This window comes from Alteromonas sp. BL110 (assembly GCF_003443615.1).
Taxonomy (GTDB): Bacteria; Pseudomonadota; Gammaproteobacteria; order Enterobacterales; family Alteromonadaceae; genus Alteromonas.
Window position 1 is genome coordinate 1542626 of the sequence record NZ_CP031967.1, and the last position, 14841, is coordinate 1557466.

At 44.9% G+C, this 14841-nt stretch carries 15 protein-coding genes; 4 read left to right on the forward strand and 11 right to left on the reverse strand.

The features are described 5' to 3' along the window. Positions 1-19: 19 nt before the first annotated feature. Both D1814_RS06695 and D1814_RS06700 read right to left on the reverse strand, forming a co-directional pair. Complete coding sequence (locus D1814_RS06695) at positions 20-1165, reverse strand: efflux RND transporter periplasmic adaptor subunit (RefSeq protein WP_118490745.1); 1146 nt, start codon at positions 1163-1165, stop codon at positions 20-22. A 309-nt stretch (positions 1166-1474) separates the two neighbouring features. Then, entirely contained in the window at positions 1475-2146 is a 672-nt protein-coding gene (locus D1814_RS06700; protein WP_118490747.1) for a DNA-J related domain-containing protein, read from the reverse strand. A 164-nt stretch (positions 2147-2310) separates the two neighbouring features. Between D1814_RS06700 and D1814_RS06705 the strand changes: the two genes are divergently transcribed. Further along, complete coding sequence (locus D1814_RS06705; RefSeq protein WP_118490749.1) at positions 2311-3027, forward strand: DUF1499 domain-containing protein; 717 nt, start codon at positions 2311-2313, stop codon at positions 3025-3027. A 119-nt stretch (positions 3028-3146) separates the two neighbouring features. On the opposite strand, the gene D1814_RS06710 is transcribed toward D1814_RS06705, so the two are convergent. Both D1814_RS06710 and D1814_RS06715 read right to left on the reverse strand, forming a co-directional pair. Continuing rightward, positions 3147-3464 (reverse strand): DMT family transporter, encoded by a 318-nt coding sequence (locus D1814_RS06710; RefSeq protein ID WP_118490751.1) that lies wholly within the window; start codon positions 3462-3464, stop codon positions 3147-3149. A gap of 110 nt (positions 3465-3574) precedes the next feature. Beyond that, a complete protein-coding gene (locus tag D1814_RS06715) occupies positions 3575-4177 on the reverse strand; it encodes a LysE/ArgO family amino acid transporter (RefSeq protein WP_118490753.1) in 603 nt (200 codons plus the stop codon). Between the two features lie 217 nt (positions 4178-4394). Between D1814_RS06715 and D1814_RS06720 the strand changes: the two genes are divergently transcribed. Beyond that, positions 4395-5279, forward strand: a complete 885-nt coding sequence (locus D1814_RS06720; protein WP_118490755.1) for an ArgP/LysG family DNA-binding transcriptional regulator — start codon at positions 4395-4397, stop codon at positions 5277-5279. A gap of 7 nt (positions 5280-5286) precedes the next feature. Here the strand turns inward: D1814_RS06720 and D1814_RS06725 are convergent, their stop codons facing one another. Both D1814_RS06725 and D1814_RS06730 read right to left on the reverse strand, forming a co-directional pair. Continuing rightward, complete coding sequence (locus tag D1814_RS06725) at positions 5287-6870, reverse strand: diguanylate cyclase (RefSeq protein WP_232368993.1); 1584 nt, start codon at positions 6868-6870, stop codon at positions 5287-5289. Between the two features lie 129 nt (positions 6871-6999). Then, the gene (locus D1814_RS06730; protein ID WP_025256999.1) at positions 7000-7308 is read right to left on the reverse strand and encodes a hypothetical protein; all 309 of its coding nucleotides are present in this window, start codon (positions 7306-7308) and stop codon (positions 7000-7002) included. 211 nt (positions 7309-7519) lie between these two features. Between D1814_RS06730 and D1814_RS06735 the strand changes: the two genes are divergently transcribed. Further along, positions 7520-7999 carry a hypothetical protein gene (locus tag D1814_RS06735; RefSeq protein WP_118490759.1) on the forward strand — a complete coding sequence of 160 codons (480 nt, stop codon included), beginning with the start codon at positions 7520-7522 and terminating at the stop codon, positions 7997-7999. Here D1814_RS06735 and D1814_RS06740 read toward each other — a convergent pair. Beyond that, positions 7996-9177 (reverse strand): NAD(P)/FAD-dependent oxidoreductase, encoded by a 1182-nt coding sequence (locus D1814_RS06740; protein WP_118490761.1) that lies wholly within the window; start codon positions 9175-9177, stop codon positions 7996-7998. The two genes, D1814_RS06735 and D1814_RS06740, sit on opposite strands and share 4 nt — an antisense overlap. Before the next feature lie 289 nt (positions 9178-9466). Between D1814_RS06740 and D1814_RS06745 the strand changes: the two genes are divergently transcribed. Further along, positions 9467-10297 (forward strand): mechanosensitive ion channel family protein, encoded by an 831-nt coding sequence (locus D1814_RS06745; protein ID WP_118490763.1) that lies wholly within the window; start codon positions 9467-9469, stop codon positions 10295-10297. 100 nt (positions 10298-10397) lie between these two features. On the opposite strand, the gene D1814_RS06750 is transcribed toward D1814_RS06745, so the two are convergent. The 4 genes from D1814_RS06750 to D1814_RS06765 are packed head-to-tail and all read right to left on the reverse strand — an operon-like array spanning position 10398 to position 14802. Further along, positions 10398-11429 (reverse strand): ABC transporter ATP-binding protein, encoded by a 1032-nt coding sequence (locus D1814_RS06750; RefSeq protein WP_118490765.1) that lies wholly within the window; start codon positions 11427-11429, stop codon positions 10398-10400. Beyond that, the gene (locus tag D1814_RS06755) at positions 11429-12952 is read right to left on the reverse strand and encodes an ABC transporter permease (RefSeq protein ID WP_118490767.1); all 1524 of its coding nucleotides are present in this window, start codon (positions 12950-12952) and stop codon (positions 11429-11431) included. Before D1814_RS06755 ends, D1814_RS06750 begins: the two co-directional genes overlap by 1 nt. Then, positions 12949-13983: an extracellular solute-binding protein gene (locus D1814_RS06760; RefSeq protein ID WP_025257005.1), complete on the reverse strand. Its 1035-nt coding sequence runs from the start codon at positions 13981-13983 to the stop codon at positions 12949-12951. Before D1814_RS06760 ends, D1814_RS06755 begins: the two co-directional genes overlap by 4 nt. Before the next feature lie 9 nt (positions 13984-13992). Continuing rightward, a complete protein-coding gene (locus D1814_RS06765; RefSeq protein ID WP_118490769.1) occupies positions 13993-14802 on the reverse strand; it encodes a hypothetical protein in 810 nt (269 codons plus the stop codon). Positions 14803-14841 lie beyond the last annotated feature (39 nt).

Sequence of the window (14841 nt, forward strand, 5' to 3'; positions counted from 1 at the left end):
TACTTAAATCCCTTGTTTGCTATCGCGAGCCACGTGATGAAGGTTGCCATTCTGACGGGTTAACTTTCGCCCCCGGCTTTACCTTCTGATAACCAGTTACAATAACTTTTTCGCCTTCACTTACGCCACTTAGTACAACGTACTGGTCACGGTATACCTTGCCAATTTCTAATGTTCGGCCCTCTACCTCATTATTCTGATTTACTACGTATACTGAAAGCGAACCGTCTGGCTGTCGGGTCGTCGCACGCTGGGGAACTAATAGTGCATTTTCACGACCAGTAATAACATGACCTTTTACAAACAAACCTGGAAGCAACACGCCATCAGGGTTTGGCATTTCGGCGCGAAGGGTAACCGAGCCTGTAGATTCATCTACGGTCACTTCAGAAAACTTCACGCTACCTGTCTGTTCGTAGCGCTTGCCAGTCACTTCGTCTACTGTGAGCTCAACATCCATTGAGCCTTGCTTACGCATAGACTGACGTAGCGTAATGATGGAAGAGCCAGATTCCTGCATATCAATATAAACAGGGTCTAATTGGGTAATAGTGGCTAGCTGCTGTGCCTGGTTCGTGGTAACCAAGGTGCCTTCGGTCACATATGAACGGCTAATTCGACCGCTTATAGGCGCGTACACCTTGGTGTAGCCCATGTTTACCTTTGCGACATCGACTGCCGCTTCCGCCACGCTAATAGCAGCTTGCGCCTGATCTTTTTGCGCAATTACGTCGTCGTATTCCTGTTTACTTACTGCATTTTGTGCGACAAGGTCGTCGTAACGTCGCGCCTTGGCTTCTAAGGTCTTTAGATTGGCTTGAACGCTTTTCAGATCTGCTTTGGCACTGTTTAACTGGGCCAGGTAGCGCGCTTCATCTATTTGATACAGCTGCTGCCCTTTTTCCACATATGCGCCTTCTTCAAACAAGCGCTCAGTAATAACGCCATCTACTTGAGGACGCACTTGCGACTGGCGCGACGGGCTTATCCGTCCTGGCAATACCATCTCATGTACTACAGGTTGCTGTTTCAGCGTAACTACCGACACCGAAGGTGCAGGCATACCTTGCTGAGCACCTTGCTGCGCTTGCTCGCCTTCATTCGAACAGCCAACAACACCGAACAGTGTTATTAGTGCTGCAGTAACATAAAAAATGCGACTCATAAATTTTCTATTTCCCAATAACTTTCATATAGAACGCGATTTGTGTTCTATATGGATAAATTAAACGTAAGTTTTGCTTCCAATGCGCCGATTCATCCTAATCCTATAACTTGGACGTGGGAACTATCGGAAAAGACGTGGCATAGTTAAGCGATTATTGATACGAATCTACGCTCTTATAGGTCATATTGTGCGCATTTATCACATACAAGAAAAGTCAATGAAGCTGAAGTTACCGATGTTGTCGGTCAATTACCGAAGCCTGTATACATTATGCGAATAATACGAAGTTAAACGCCGATACACGTTCTATTTAAACGAATAATAACGGGTAAGAGTTTGATAGGCGTAAATGACCGCTTGAGCTTCTTGTTGTGTTCCACCTTTATCAGGATGAGCCGATTGCAATTTGCGTTTGTAAACACGTTTTAACTGCAAAAGCGTGACAGGCTCGTTTAGGGAAAGGCCAAGTACAGCATGCGCTTTTTCGATACCACCTTGCGTATAGCTGCTGGTATCTCCACGCGACATTTTTTGCCAAAACGCGTTTAACAGGGTATCCACGGTATCGCGGTCAGCTTCTTCAAAATTACGCCAATTGAGATAATACTCAGCAAGTGGACCAGGACTCTCTAAAGCTACCACACCAAGTGCATCATTGCTTGGCGTTAAAGCACTCTCGTTAAACAGGTTTAGCTTTATGCCAAGTGCGTGGATCTCTAGCACACCTTCGTTTTGTTCTATCCAATGCTGCCTTAACTGATACAGTGCATGAAACAGAATAAAGTGCGTTTTAAAAAGCATGAGCGGGTCTCGCAAGGCTCCTTCATCGAAAAGCTGATAAGGCGGCTTTTTTAGCACCTCAATAAGCGCATACTCAGTAATACCATTAATAAACCGGCTTTTTTGCGTTGATAAGATATCAACAAGAAGTTCAGCTTGGATTGCGTACGTGTGACTGGCGTCCGATTGTGTATACAAAACCTGGTACCTTTAACTTAATGCCGATAAAAAAGACAGGACCAGTGTACAAATATGTTAGGCGTGGGCCTAGTTGAATTTTTCTTTAACAAAAGTAAACCAAATTACCGCTTTCGCTGTTAAAGTAGATTGGTCAAACTAAAAAGAATAACCTTGGAGTTCCCTTGAAAGCACTCATTGCCCTTACCAGTATTGTTGGTTTTTTGATGGTGGTACTACCCGGACCACTCTATCAGTATGCTGGTGTTAATTTAGGTACTGCATTTACGTCACTTCGCTTTGGTGTATACGTAGGTGGTGCAGCGCTAATACTGATTATTTTACAAGTATTGATTAATCGCAAGAACGTAAGCTGGGGTAGTACATTCATATGCGCTGTTCTTGCTTTAGTAGCCGTTGGCATGCCCGTTAGTATGATGAGCAAAGCTAGCGCCGTTCCGCCAATTCACGATATTACTACCGACGTAACAAACCCACCTGAATTTGTTGCCATTGCACCGCTTAGAGAAGGTGCGCCAAATTCTATTGCCTATGAAGGCGGTGATGTGACGAAGCAACAGCTTGAAGCGTACCCTGAGATTAAAACTCAGCTGCTTCCTCAACCTATAAATCAAGTTTATATGGCTGCCGAAAAAGCCATAGAAGTTCTGGGGTGGGAGCGCATAAATGAAGGCGCACTGCCCAACACGCTAGAAGCCACGGATACAACGGCATGGTTCGGCTTTAAGGACGATGTGGTCATTCGCTTAACAGTTAAAAGTGATGATACGCTTGTTGATATTCGCAGCAAGTCGCGAGTAGGCAAGAGCGACTTAGGCAAAAATGCTGAACGAATTGAAACCTTTATGGTCGAGTTAAGAAACCAGCTAGGTTATCACTAAGCTCACCTTAAAGAATAAATGCAAACTAAAAAGCCCGTCAGTGAATTACTGACGGGCTTTTTTTGGTCTTTCAATCGATTTGGTTTAAGCGGCAATTGAAACCAGAGTTCTTTTTTATACTAGTGCGCGAGTTTGAGCACCACTACGCCGGCCACAATAAGCGCCACGCCGAAGTAACGCGCCAATGACGAGGGGTCGCCGTAAAACATCACGCCCACTAAAAACGTGCCCGCGGCACCTATTCCCGTCCATACAGCATACGCTGTACCTATGGGTATTTGCTTTTGTGCCATCCAGAGGCAAAAACCACTGGCAGCCATGAAACCTATGGCTAGCAGAATTCCCATAATACGGGTTTCCGCCTCTTGTGACATTTTAAGTCCTACGGGCCACCCAATTTCTAGTAAGCCCGCAACAATCAAATAAATCCAGCTCACTTATGTATCCTTAAAAACAGCAGGTTTGGCTTACTTGTAAAAGTATACTTATTCGTCGAAAGCAAGATACTCAACGCACCTTAGTAATTTGCTATTCAGCGTTTTTCTTACTAGAGGCTCGCCAGTTGGATACTTACCATTCCAAGTACTGCTGCATTTAAGCGATTAAACCAGCGCCAAAAATTGGGACGCTGCATATGATGGGCAAAACGGGCAGTAAGGGTACTTAACCCTATAAACCACACAACCGATGCGCCAATCGCACCACCCACAAACCACCATTTATTTTCCTGCCACTGGCTCGCCAAATTTCCCATTAGCAACAATGTATCTAAATAGAAGTGTGGATTTAACCAGGTTACCGCTAGTGCAATAAGTAGCGCCTTTTTAAACGACAGCTGCTTTTGTGCCATTTCTAAAACAAGGGCGTCATTTGCCAGCGAAGACTTTATCTTGTTAAACGCTATCCACAGCAAAAAGGCTACGCCAGCCCACTTGGTCACCGTTACTAGCATTGGGTACTCTTGCAGCAACAAGCCAAAGCCCATTGCGCCCAAGCTAATGGAAATGGCATCACTTAGAATAAACAGCAAGACAAATAGAGTTGTCCACTGTCTTTTCATTGACTGTTCAATCAGAAAGCTGTTTTGCGCACCTACTGCGATAATAAGGGTACCGCCCATTACAAAACCACTAGTTGCTGCCGCTAACATGCTAAATGCCTCTTAAAATAATAAATTGAATGTACGGTTTTATTTCTCGGTCTTTCGTTGCTTGGCTTTGTGCTGCCTAACTTTGGTTATCGCCAGCTAAACAAGAATTCGAAGTGGCGCTATTTTATACACCTTGCAACACTTAATTAAATTAATGATACTAGTATTTAATTAGTAAAATTAATAATTTTAACTTTCCTTTTACAGGTTTTAAAAAATGCTCGATTACGATGCGCTTCGATGCTTCCATGAGGTACTGCGCTACGGTGGCTTTGAAAAAGGTGCTCAAGCGTTAAACCTTACGCAGTCTGCGGTTTCGCAAAAAATTAAACGCCTTGAACAAAGCGTTGGCGGACCTGTTATGGTGCGAACCAAACCACTTCGTGCTACACCATTGGGGCAAGAATTGCTTTCGCATATACAAAAAGTGAGCGTGCTGGAAGAAGCACTGAATATAAAAAGTGGTCTAGCGGCTTCGGCGGTACCTATCAGCGTGGCGGTAAATAACGATGTGCTTGCTACTTGGTTTTCGCAAGTTATGGCAGCATTTAGCGATAAGCGCGCTAATCCTGTTCACATTGTTAATGCAGATCAAACACAAACCAGAGATATTCTTCAGCAAGGCCGTGTTATGGCGTGTATTAGTCAAACAGGTACACCGGTTACTGGCGGTCAATCGGTAAGACTGGGCACCATGCGCTATCAGCTATATGCGTCACCGCGGTTTATTGAGCGATACCTTCACAAAGGCATAACGCCTGAAAATGTGATGAACACGCCAGGCCTTTTGTACGACGAATACGATGTGACCCTTCTCACTGACTTTCAAAGAGAATGTTTGAATATTTCGCCTACGTTTACCACGTGTCACTGGTATCCCTCGTCACATGGCTTCGTAAAAATGGCGCTGGATGGCGTGGTTTGGGCGTTACTCCCCACTCTTCAAGTGGCACAAGAGGTGAAAGAAGGCGAGCTTGTTGCACTGTTCCCAGACAAAGCGCTAGCTGTTCCTCTTTTTTGGCACTACACAACACTTGAGTCGGCTGCACTTGCCGACCTTACTAAAGCTGTTACAAAGGTCGCGAAGGTTCAGTTAAGATAACACCGTATTACGAGCTAGTAGCGCACTCGGCGTTTTTACGCTTTTCTTTCACGCTATACATCAACTTGTCAGCTTTGTTTAATAAGCTCGGCAAGTCTTTGTAGCGTTCTTTTGTAATGTAAGCGCCTACACTCGCCGTGGTGTTTATTACAACGTTTTCCGTTCTAATGTCCCGCTCAGAGAAGCTTTCCTCAATGCGGGCGGCCAGTCGCTCGGATTGGCCTTCACTATAGCAGTGACTTAATACCACAAACTCATCACCCCCCAAGCGCCCCACGGCATCTTGTTCGCGACAGCGGCTCATTAAAATCTTCGCAACCACCTGCAAGACTTTATCCCCTGCGTGGTGTCCATAATGGTCATTAATTTCTTTAAACTTATCAATATCAATGAAGAGCAGTGTTAAGTAGCCCCCCTCTTTGTTGAAATTATTCAGCAGCGACTGCGCCACCCCTTCCCAACCGCTGCGGTTTAACACATTACATAACGAGTCTGTCGATGCGCGTTTAAATGCACTAAGCCTGTCGTCATTAAGTTTTTTAACTTTTCTTGACGTAGCAATAGCAAAAATAAAGGCTTCTATAGTTATCCCTAACACAAGGGAGTATCGATACAAAAATGGCGATACTTCTGTAAAAACTAAACGGAAAAGCATGGACAAAACCATCGCTGCGATCCCCAGCATTACTAAATTTGCACAATGCACTTTGCGATAGGCAGCGTAAACACAACTTGATAGCGTGCACGTCATAGTAATAAGGGTAATTAGACTCAACATGCTGTTTATTTTCATGGCATCTGAGACTGGAAGAATAAGCTGGACTACGGAAAACGCGAGTGCTGCACATGCCATTCCTAACATAAATTGGCGCTGCCACCCTTTTAGAAGCGCTTTAAAATCAAGTAGCTGATCTAAGAATTTCACGCCTGCAAAAAGGGTGATCCCAGCAAATAGTAAATGCAGTTGGAAATTCGCAAGCAAAGCGACTTGCGGAAATACAATGTTTAACAACCCTTCTTGGAGTAAAAAGAATACACCAGCACTGAAAACGTAAAAGCTATAGGAGTACAGGCCATAGTTGCGCATACTTGCCCCCAGCATGCCTACGTATAGAGTAAGCGCCAGACAAAAGCCAATAAATAGGCTCATCGTGAGGGTGTGAATAGATGCGAATTTATGGAAATTACCAAGCGATGTTACTTTAAACGATACGCGGCGTTCCACCTGAGCATTAATATCCAGATAAAAGCGGTTGCTTGAACTGTCAATTAAGTATGCTTCAAAGGCACTAGGTAACCTTTCAACTTTGCGCATTTTGCTATCGTATAGCTGGTTGTAATTAATATAATTACGCGGGAAATACAAAACATACTGCGCATCGACATTACAGCTTAACACAAGTCGCTGATCGCCCGCTTTAAGAAGAAAGGCTGTTGTAGTGGGCGCATCAATTTCGTTTTCAAAGTTGCATTTAGCAAGCGAGTGGGCACTTGCTACACATAAAACAAGCCCTATAAATAAGCGAATAAAACTACCTGACACACGCCATGTCATAGATTTGCTTCCTACTGATACCGCAGCCAAATCCATGTAGCAAAAATATCCCTGTACGGCTATTACACTAAGATAAGTTATGCTTGGTTATATTTAGGTATAAAAACCAACACACATTAAGTTTAGTTTATAAATTTCAGTTCGCTCGAAAAAAGTTACTTTTATTTAGCGTCGCTCAATGGCTGGTATAGCAAAGTAAGCATCTAAGTCTGATTCTTTTAAAGCGTCGAGTTTGCGCTTTCTCTGTGCCCTTTCGTTAATGGTTTCTCCAAATACTTCCATGTGCAAATCGGCTATAAGGGCCTTACCTTGTTCTTTGCTGATTAAGCCTATTACTTCACCGGCGTGCATGAACCCTTGCACGCGATATTTTTCTGCCTCTACTTTTTTCCCATCTTTACTTGCCTTGTAAAGACTTACCAGTTGCGCTTTGCAGGCGTCTAAAAATAGTTGTTTTTCACTCTCGTTTTGCATTTTCGCATCCCTTTTATTTGCCTGTATACCTTAGCGGTATTTGCTAGTTTTAGATAGCTGCCTTTACCAAAGGTCCAGTATTGTTTTTCTACTGTTTTTGATGGGTACAACTAAAGTTCATTGGTGAGGATGAGGCATAACACCTACGCTTTATTAAGTGCTAGAGGTTTAATCTTCTAAGAAGTCACGGGTAAAAAAAGCGAGCTCCACTATGCGAGTATCAACACTTTTAGGTATTGCCACTTTCTTGGTATTTCCCCCCATTGCTGAAGCTAAGGGGGCTGCAAGTGGCGCTGCTCATCATTGGGAAACGTCACCCCATCATTTATCGGCACTAATAGGTACCACTTACACAAAAGAGTGTGGCAACGCATTCACATTGGGCATCGATTATGAGTATCGGCTTAGCGACTTTTTAGGCGTGGGGTTTGTTGCAGAATACGCTTTTGAAGACTTAGACGCTTATACTTATTTGCTAGTTGCCGACCTTCATATTACAAATAACTTTATTGCACAGATAGGCCCTGGCGTTGAGTTTCACGGTAGCCATAAAATGGAAGTGGCAAGGTTGGGCTTTCTATACGAATTTGAAATGTCGGGCATTACCGTGTCGCCGCAGCTTCATTACGACTATCATCGTAACCACAAAAGCGCGGTTGTTGCGGGGCTTGCGATTGGTATGTCGTTTTAAACCACCTGCCCTGCTGCCCAGCCGCTGCTCCACGCCCACTGGAAGTTAAAGCCGCCTAGCCAGCCGGTAACGTCAACCACTTCACCAATAAAGTAAAGGCCTTCGACGTTTTTGGCCATCATGGTTTTTGACGAAAGTTCGTTGGTGTCTACGCCACCTATGGTGACTTCCGCTGTTCGGTAGCCTTCTGTGCCATTGGGCTTTATTTGCCAATTTTCTAGCGTGTCAGCAATAGCGTCGCACTCGCTGTGGGTGAGCTGCTTCACTGGTACATTACGCCAGTTGTGATATTCGATAAAGCTTTGCACCATGCGTTTGGGAAACACTTTATTTAAGCAGGTAGCAAGCAATGCATCTGGCGTTTCGGTACGTGCACTTTGTATAAGTGCAGTGGCATCGTCATTGGGTAATGTATTAATGCTTAAGCTATCACCTGCCTCCCAATAACTTGAAATTTGCAGCATAGCGGGGCCGCTTAAACCGCGGTGGGTAAAAAGCATCGCTTCTTTGAAAGTAGTATCGTTACAGCTAGCGTAAACATCAACGGCAATACCGCTAAGCTCTGCCAGCGTCTCTTTGTCTTTATCGTGCAAGGTAAAGGGCACGAGTGCTGCGCGAGTGGGTAATACTTTCAACCCAAATTGTTCAGCAATTTTGTAACCAAATGGAGTGGCACCAAGTTTAGGCATACTTAAGCCACCGGTTGCGATAACTAAAGACTCGCAGCTATATTCGCCGTTCGACGTTTTAAGTAAGTACCCACTTTCCACTTTCTCTACAGTCTGAATTTCACAGCGTGTAGTAATGGTAACGCCCGCTTTATTACATTCATTAAGCAATAAATCGACGATGTCTTTTGCGCTGTCATCACAAAACAATTGGCCCAGGGTCTTTTCGTGGTAGGCAATACCATGCTCGGCTACCAAGCCAATAAAGTCCCACTGGGTATAGCGGCTTAGTGCTGACTTACAAAAGTGCGGGTTTTGCGATAAGAAATTAGCAGGTTCGGCATACATATTGGTGAAATTACACCGTCCACCGCCTGACATTAGAATTTTCCGGCCCACTTTTTTGGCGTGATCGAGCACTTCTACGCTGCGCCCGCGCGCGCCTGCTTGTGCGGCGCAAAACAGCCCTGCGGCACCTGCTCCAATAACTATAACATCGCGCTCAATCACTCTGTATTTACCTTACATCAAGCCAAAAATAATCACGCATTTTGCAGCGTAGGTTAGGAGTTCGGGATTATACGTAATAAGCCATACCACACAATGCAAAGCCGAATCTTACTGTAAATTTAATCTAGTTCTTTAGTAGAAAATTATGGGTTTTAATACTTTTTAACAATACTAAAAGATTTTTAATTCACCTATAACTACGCACCAGAATTGAGGTGCAACTCAATTTGAACGAACAAACGAACAAAACAAGCAGTAACTACTTCACAAATTACAGAGGATTGTATCCATGGAAGAGTTCTTAGCATCACTCGATATTAACGAGTACCTGCCTGCAGCATTAGCTTGGGCGACCAATATACTCCTAGCGCTAGCCATTCTAATTATTGGTCTTTGGGTTGCTAGCAAGGTTTACAAAGGCATTGTTTCAATTGCCAACCGCCACCCTCAACTCGATGACACACTATTTAAGTTTTTTGGTAGCGTAGCGCGCTATACCATTCTTGCCTTCGTGGGCATAGCGGTACTGAATCGCTTTGGTGTTCAAACCGCGTCTATTATTGCGCTTTTAGGTGCTGCCGGTCTTGCTATTGGTTTAGCACTTCAGGGCACACTGTCTAACTTAGCTGCGGGCGTCATGCTGCTTATCTTCCGCCCTTACAAAGTTAATGACTTTGTTGATGCAGCGGGCAAGTTCGGTAAGGTGACTGAAATCGACTTATTCACTACTATTTTGCAGACCTTCGATAATAAGCAAATTATTATCCCGAATAGCCAAATTTGGGGCGAGCAAATTGTTAACCACTCCCATCATGAAATTCGTGGTGTAGACATGACCTTTGGTATTGCCTACAACGAAAACATTGATGCCGCTCGCGCCGTTATAGATAAAGTACTGGCAAACCACCCGCACGTACTTAAAGACCCAGCGCCATTTGTTGAGGTATCTACGCTTAACGATAGCTCAGTAGACTTTATTGTTCGTCCATTCTGTCACGGTGAGCATTATTTCGACATTCTGTTCTCAGTGCCAGAGCAAGTTAAGAAAGCGCTAGATGAAGCTAACATTGAAATTCCGTTCCCGCACCGTAAAGTGATTGTGGTAAACGAAAACGCATAGCGCGTATGTAAAAAATAACGTGCTAGTGATTAAAAGGGCAGCCCATAGGCTGCCCTTTTTGCATTCTGTTTTTTTTAGTGAGTTTTAAGCGACTTACTATTTAGTTTTTTGGAAATACGGCTAAAGGATGAGTAGTAATTAACTGAACGAAAGCACGAGAATTTGGCTTAACCGCATTCTCATGACTTACACGTACTTTAAGTTCATCACCGCTATCTAGTACAACAGCGTAAAGTCGACTTTCGCCCTCATAACGCACCCACTTCACCGTACAGTTAGTTTCGCTATGGGCTGCATCTAAACTTAAATCATCAGGGCGTACCAGCAAATCTACATTGCCGTTAGCGCCTTGAAGCGGCGTGCCTGGCACCTTGCCGATCTCTGTAACAACTGTTTTGTCTGTATTTACTTCACTAGCATCAAATGTTGCACTTAAAAAGCTTGCCTCACCCATAAAACGCGCCACAAAGCGGCTAGCTGGTGAAGAGTAGCAGGCTTCAGGGGTGTCTAATTGCTCCAGTACACCTTTATTCAGTATCCCTACTCTATCGCCAACACTTAATGCTTCTTCCTGATCGTGCGTTACCCAAATTGCGGGTACGCCTGCCTTTTTAAGCGCATCGCGAATTTCCCAACGCAAGCTGTCTTTTAACGCTGCATCTAAGTTTGAAAGGGGCTCGTCTAGCAGTACAAAAGAAGGTTCGTGCGCTAGGGTACGGGCTAATGCAACACGCTGCTTTTGACCACCTGAAAGACGTGCAGGTTTAGCATCGCGGAAATTATCTAGACCTAACAGTTTAAGCCAGTGATCCGCAAGCTTAGTGTCTTTTAAACGAAAGCATACGTTTTGCTGAACGGTAAGATGGGGAAATAACGCAAAGTCTTGGAACACCATACCAACGTTACGCTTTTCAGGCGGCACGTGTTTATTTGCTGTACTTTCCCAATTACCTAGGCTCATAGCGCCTTCTGAAATAGGGATAAGCCCTGCCAATGCTTGCAAAATAGTAGTTTTACCGCAGCCAGTTGGCCCCACCAACATCAGGATTTCGTCTTGCCCAAGCTCAAGATTTAACTTGTCGACAACGCGGGTAGACCCATAATTCACTGACAAATTACTTACACTAAGCATTACGAACGATCATCCTCGGTAACAGTAAACTGGGCTTTTCTTTCGCCCGACAGCATGAGAACCAGCCCCACGCCAGATAATAAAACCAGTAGAAGCCCAGGTACGGCAGCGCGTCCAAAGTAACCTGCCTCGTAAACACGCCACATGTAAGTAGCTAAGGTTTCAAAACCTGTAGGCCCCAACATTAAGGTGGCGGGCAGCTCACGCATGGCTTCCAAAAATACTAAAGCAGCCCCTGCAATCATACCACGAAGGGTTAAGGGCAGCGTAACTCGTATAAAGGCTTCTCTTGGGCTAGCACCAAGCACGCGTGCAGCCTTCACTAATCCCGAATCAATATTCTCAGCGGTACTTCTAACGCTTCCTACCGCAAGAGGAATAAAACGCAGTACATAGGCCATCACCAACAAAGTTAAGGTTTGATACAGCGCAGGCAGATATTTAAGGCCCACATAAACCAGCGCTGTTCCCATAACAATGCCCGGAACGCCAAAGCCGAAATAAGTAATACGCTCCATAAAGCGGCCAGCTTTACCTGCAATGGCCGCGTGAGCCACCGGAATGGCAAGTAGCACGGCTACAATCGCGGCGATAAACGACGCATGGGCTGAATTCCACGCATAGCTTAATTCAAAGCCGCCTGTCCCCTCTCGCACTAACCACAGCGTAAAGATAGCAAGGGGAAGTACAATGGCCATAAAAACTACGGGCATAGTCGCAAGCAGCATTAGGTTTCGCTGCCAGCGCGCAGGAAACAAGGACAAGTGCTTTCCTGGGCGTTCTTGAGCCCCACCTATTCGACTTTCTATAAACAGAATAAGCCCAACAATCACCATAAGCTGCAGGCTTAGCATAGCCGCTTGACTTAAACCAAAAGCGTTGTATTCAACAAAAATAACGCGAGTGAAGGTGTCAAAGCCCATTATCGCGGGCGTGCCAAAATCAGATAACGCGTAAAGCGCAGCAAGCAATGCTCCCGCAGCAACGCTATTTACTACCCGCGGTAGCACCACACGCCATAAACTTGCGCCTAGCGATAGCCCTAGTGTACGCGCCGCGTTAACCAAACTGGCATCTAAACTCAGCAAGCTTGAACGGGTTGTCATCATCACAAAAGGATAGGTGTATAGGCTCATAACCAAAGCAGAGCCCCACAAACCGCTAATTGGCGGGGTAGAAAACCCTAATATATTTTCTATTTCGCCACCACGACCGAAAGAAAAATACATGGCGAATGCGCCAATATAGCTTGGCAGGGCCAGCGGCGCGGCCAGCAAAATAAGCCAGAACCGTTTAAATGGCATTTGCACATAGGCAGTTAAAAAGGCAAGGGGGACACCTATAAGCACCGAACCAATGATAGTAAGCACTACCAATGAGATAGTATTGCCTAGCACACGAAGGTTATGGGTATCGAAAAGTTGCGCACTATCTTGAGCTAAAGAAAATAAAACGCCGACGGGCAATAAAGCCATCAGCGCAATAAGTAGTGCCAGTGGATACGACTTTGGCCATTTTGTCACAGTACGCCAACTTCCCTCATAAGGTTAAGTGTTGGGCGTAAATCAGCCAGTTTACGAAGGTCCATTTCAGGTGGCGAAAGCGTACTTAAATCCGCTAAGCCCTGTGGTGGTTCAACCCCTTGAACCAAAGGTATTTCATATGCTTCGCGAGCAAGGTAAGACTGCACTTCATGCGACAGCAGGTATCGAATAAAGTTAACCGGCAAATCACCGTCGCTCAACGCCACAATGCCTGAAGCGTTAACGAGGCATCCCGCATCGCCTTTACTGTAAGCAAGAGCCACATTCGCGTTTGGCTTACCTGATTTAAGACGAAGGGTGTAGTAGTGATTAGCAAAACCAATATCTACTTCACCACGTTCAACGCCCATCACTACACCAAGCTCACCGGCGTACTTTTTAGAGTGCTTATTAATGCCTTTAAGCCACGCTTTGGTCGCTTTATCGCCTTCCAAAATGCGCATGGCGGTAACGAAAGACTGGAATGACGAATAAGCGGGAGCCCAGCCAATTTTTAAATCACTATCTGCTAACGCCATCACGCTTTCTGGGATTTGCTCGGGCTTAACACGTTCTGTGTTATACGGCAGTGTGCGCACACGACCTGTTACCGGTGACCAGCTAGGATACTGAAAGTCTTCGCGAAGCTGTGAACGCAAATCGTCAGGCAACGGCTTTGCAGCGCCGGTATCAGTAACAACACCAATAGAGCCCGTATCTACAGCCCAAAACAGGTCAGCACGTTTAACGCCAGCTTTTGTTTCAGCAACAATGGTATTTGCCAGTGCTGCTGAACCGCCGCGTCTAACTTTTAAGTTTAGTTTAGGGTTGCGTTTTTCGATGGCTTTTAGAACATTTTCGTACAGGCCGCCTTCACCACGCCCCAAATATAAGGTGAGATCACCTTCTAGTTTAGGCAAAGACTCTACTGACACGCTGCCTGTTTGGGTCATAGCGTGAGCAAAGCTAAACGGCAAGCCAGTTAATGCACCAGCTGCGGCTAGACCTTGCAAGAATGTTCTACGTTGCATACCCCTTCCTTAAAATACGTCTTTGCGACTTTGTTCAACTTCAACTAAAAGTGCGCGAGCGCGATCGAGTTTAGCCTGCATAGACTCTACAACTTTGCGTACTGAATCTACGCCAGTATCTTTCGAAATGGCCTGAGGAAGCGTTACGTTAAAGTCTTTTTCTAGGTCTTCTACCAAGGCTGCGTCTTTCGCAATTAAGTCACCTTCAACACCTTCAAAGCGCTGAAGGTAGGTGTCGTGAACTAATGTTGTTGCGACTTCGTGAAGCTGTTCTGCGTACTTGGCAACAACACGATCAAGACGTGTTTTAATATCATCGATAACTTCAGGGCCTGTAGTAGGTTCTTCTTCAGTGGTTTGAACTTGGCCTACCAGACCTTTCTTTTGATATTGAGACGCAAGTTTAACCGCGCCTAACGCCTGCCACAAGGCATGATTTAGCTTCTCTTGCTCGACGCGCACATCAGCAACTGGCTTACCTTCATCAATAGCTACTTTTACACCATAAATACCTTGCCAAATTGAGGCGTAAATAGGCACGTATTGTGTTTCTATAGCTGAGTGAAAATCTACTTCCTCCCAGTACTCAATAAGCGCGTCTGTCTTAACAGACTTATCTTTCGCTTCATACGCGTCAACAACACTACCAAACTTGCTTTCTAACCAATGTACTTCTTCGGTATATTCGCCGATGTGCGCATGAAGATTGTTCACGTGTTCGCCAATGGCACCATTTGCAAGCGCCTGAGAGGATAGCATTGAGAAAGTAACCGCAGAAGCCAGTACCAAAGCACTTATTTTTTTCAGTGTTGTTGTCATATTTTTTCCTAAAACATTTGTCTTATCTCGCAAATGATA

Coding starts and splice junctions, on each gene's coding strand:
- D1814_RS06695 (WP_118490745.1), bottom strand. CDS start 1,165: ATGAGTCGCATTTTTTATGTTACTGCAGCACTAATAACACTGTTCGGT.
- D1814_RS06715 (WP_118490753.1), bottom strand. CDS start 4,177: ATGTTAGCGGCAGCAACTAGTGGTTTTGTAATGGGCGGTACCCTTATT.
- D1814_RS06720 (WP_118490755.1), top strand. CDS start 4,395: ATGCTCGATTACGATGCGCTTCGATGCTTCCATGAGGTACTGCGCTAC.
- D1814_RS06725 (WP_232368993.1), bottom strand. CDS start 6,870: ATGGATTTGGCTGCGGTATCAGTAGGAAGCAAATCTATGACATGGCGT.
- D1814_RS06730 (WP_025256999.1), bottom strand. CDS start 7,308: ATGCAAAACGAGAGTGAAAAACAACTATTTTTAGACGCCTGCAAAGCG.
- D1814_RS06735 (WP_118490759.1), top strand. CDS start 7,520: ATGCGAGTATCAACACTTTTAGGTATTGCCACTTTCTTGGTATTTCCC.
- D1814_RS06745 (WP_118490763.1), top strand. CDS start 9,467: ATGGAAGAGTTCTTAGCATCACTCGATATTAACGAGTACCTGCCTGCA.
- D1814_RS06750 (WP_118490765.1), bottom strand. CDS start 11,429: ATGCTTAGTGTAAGTAATTTGTCAGTGAATTATGGGTCTACCCGCGTT.
- D1814_RS06760 (WP_025257005.1), bottom strand. CDS start 13,983: ATGCAACGTAGAACATTCTTGCAAGGTCTAGCCGCAGCTGGTGCATTA.
- D1814_RS06765 (WP_118490769.1), bottom strand. CDS start 14,802: ATGACAACAACACTGAAAAAAATAAGTGCTTTGGTACTGGCTTCTGCG.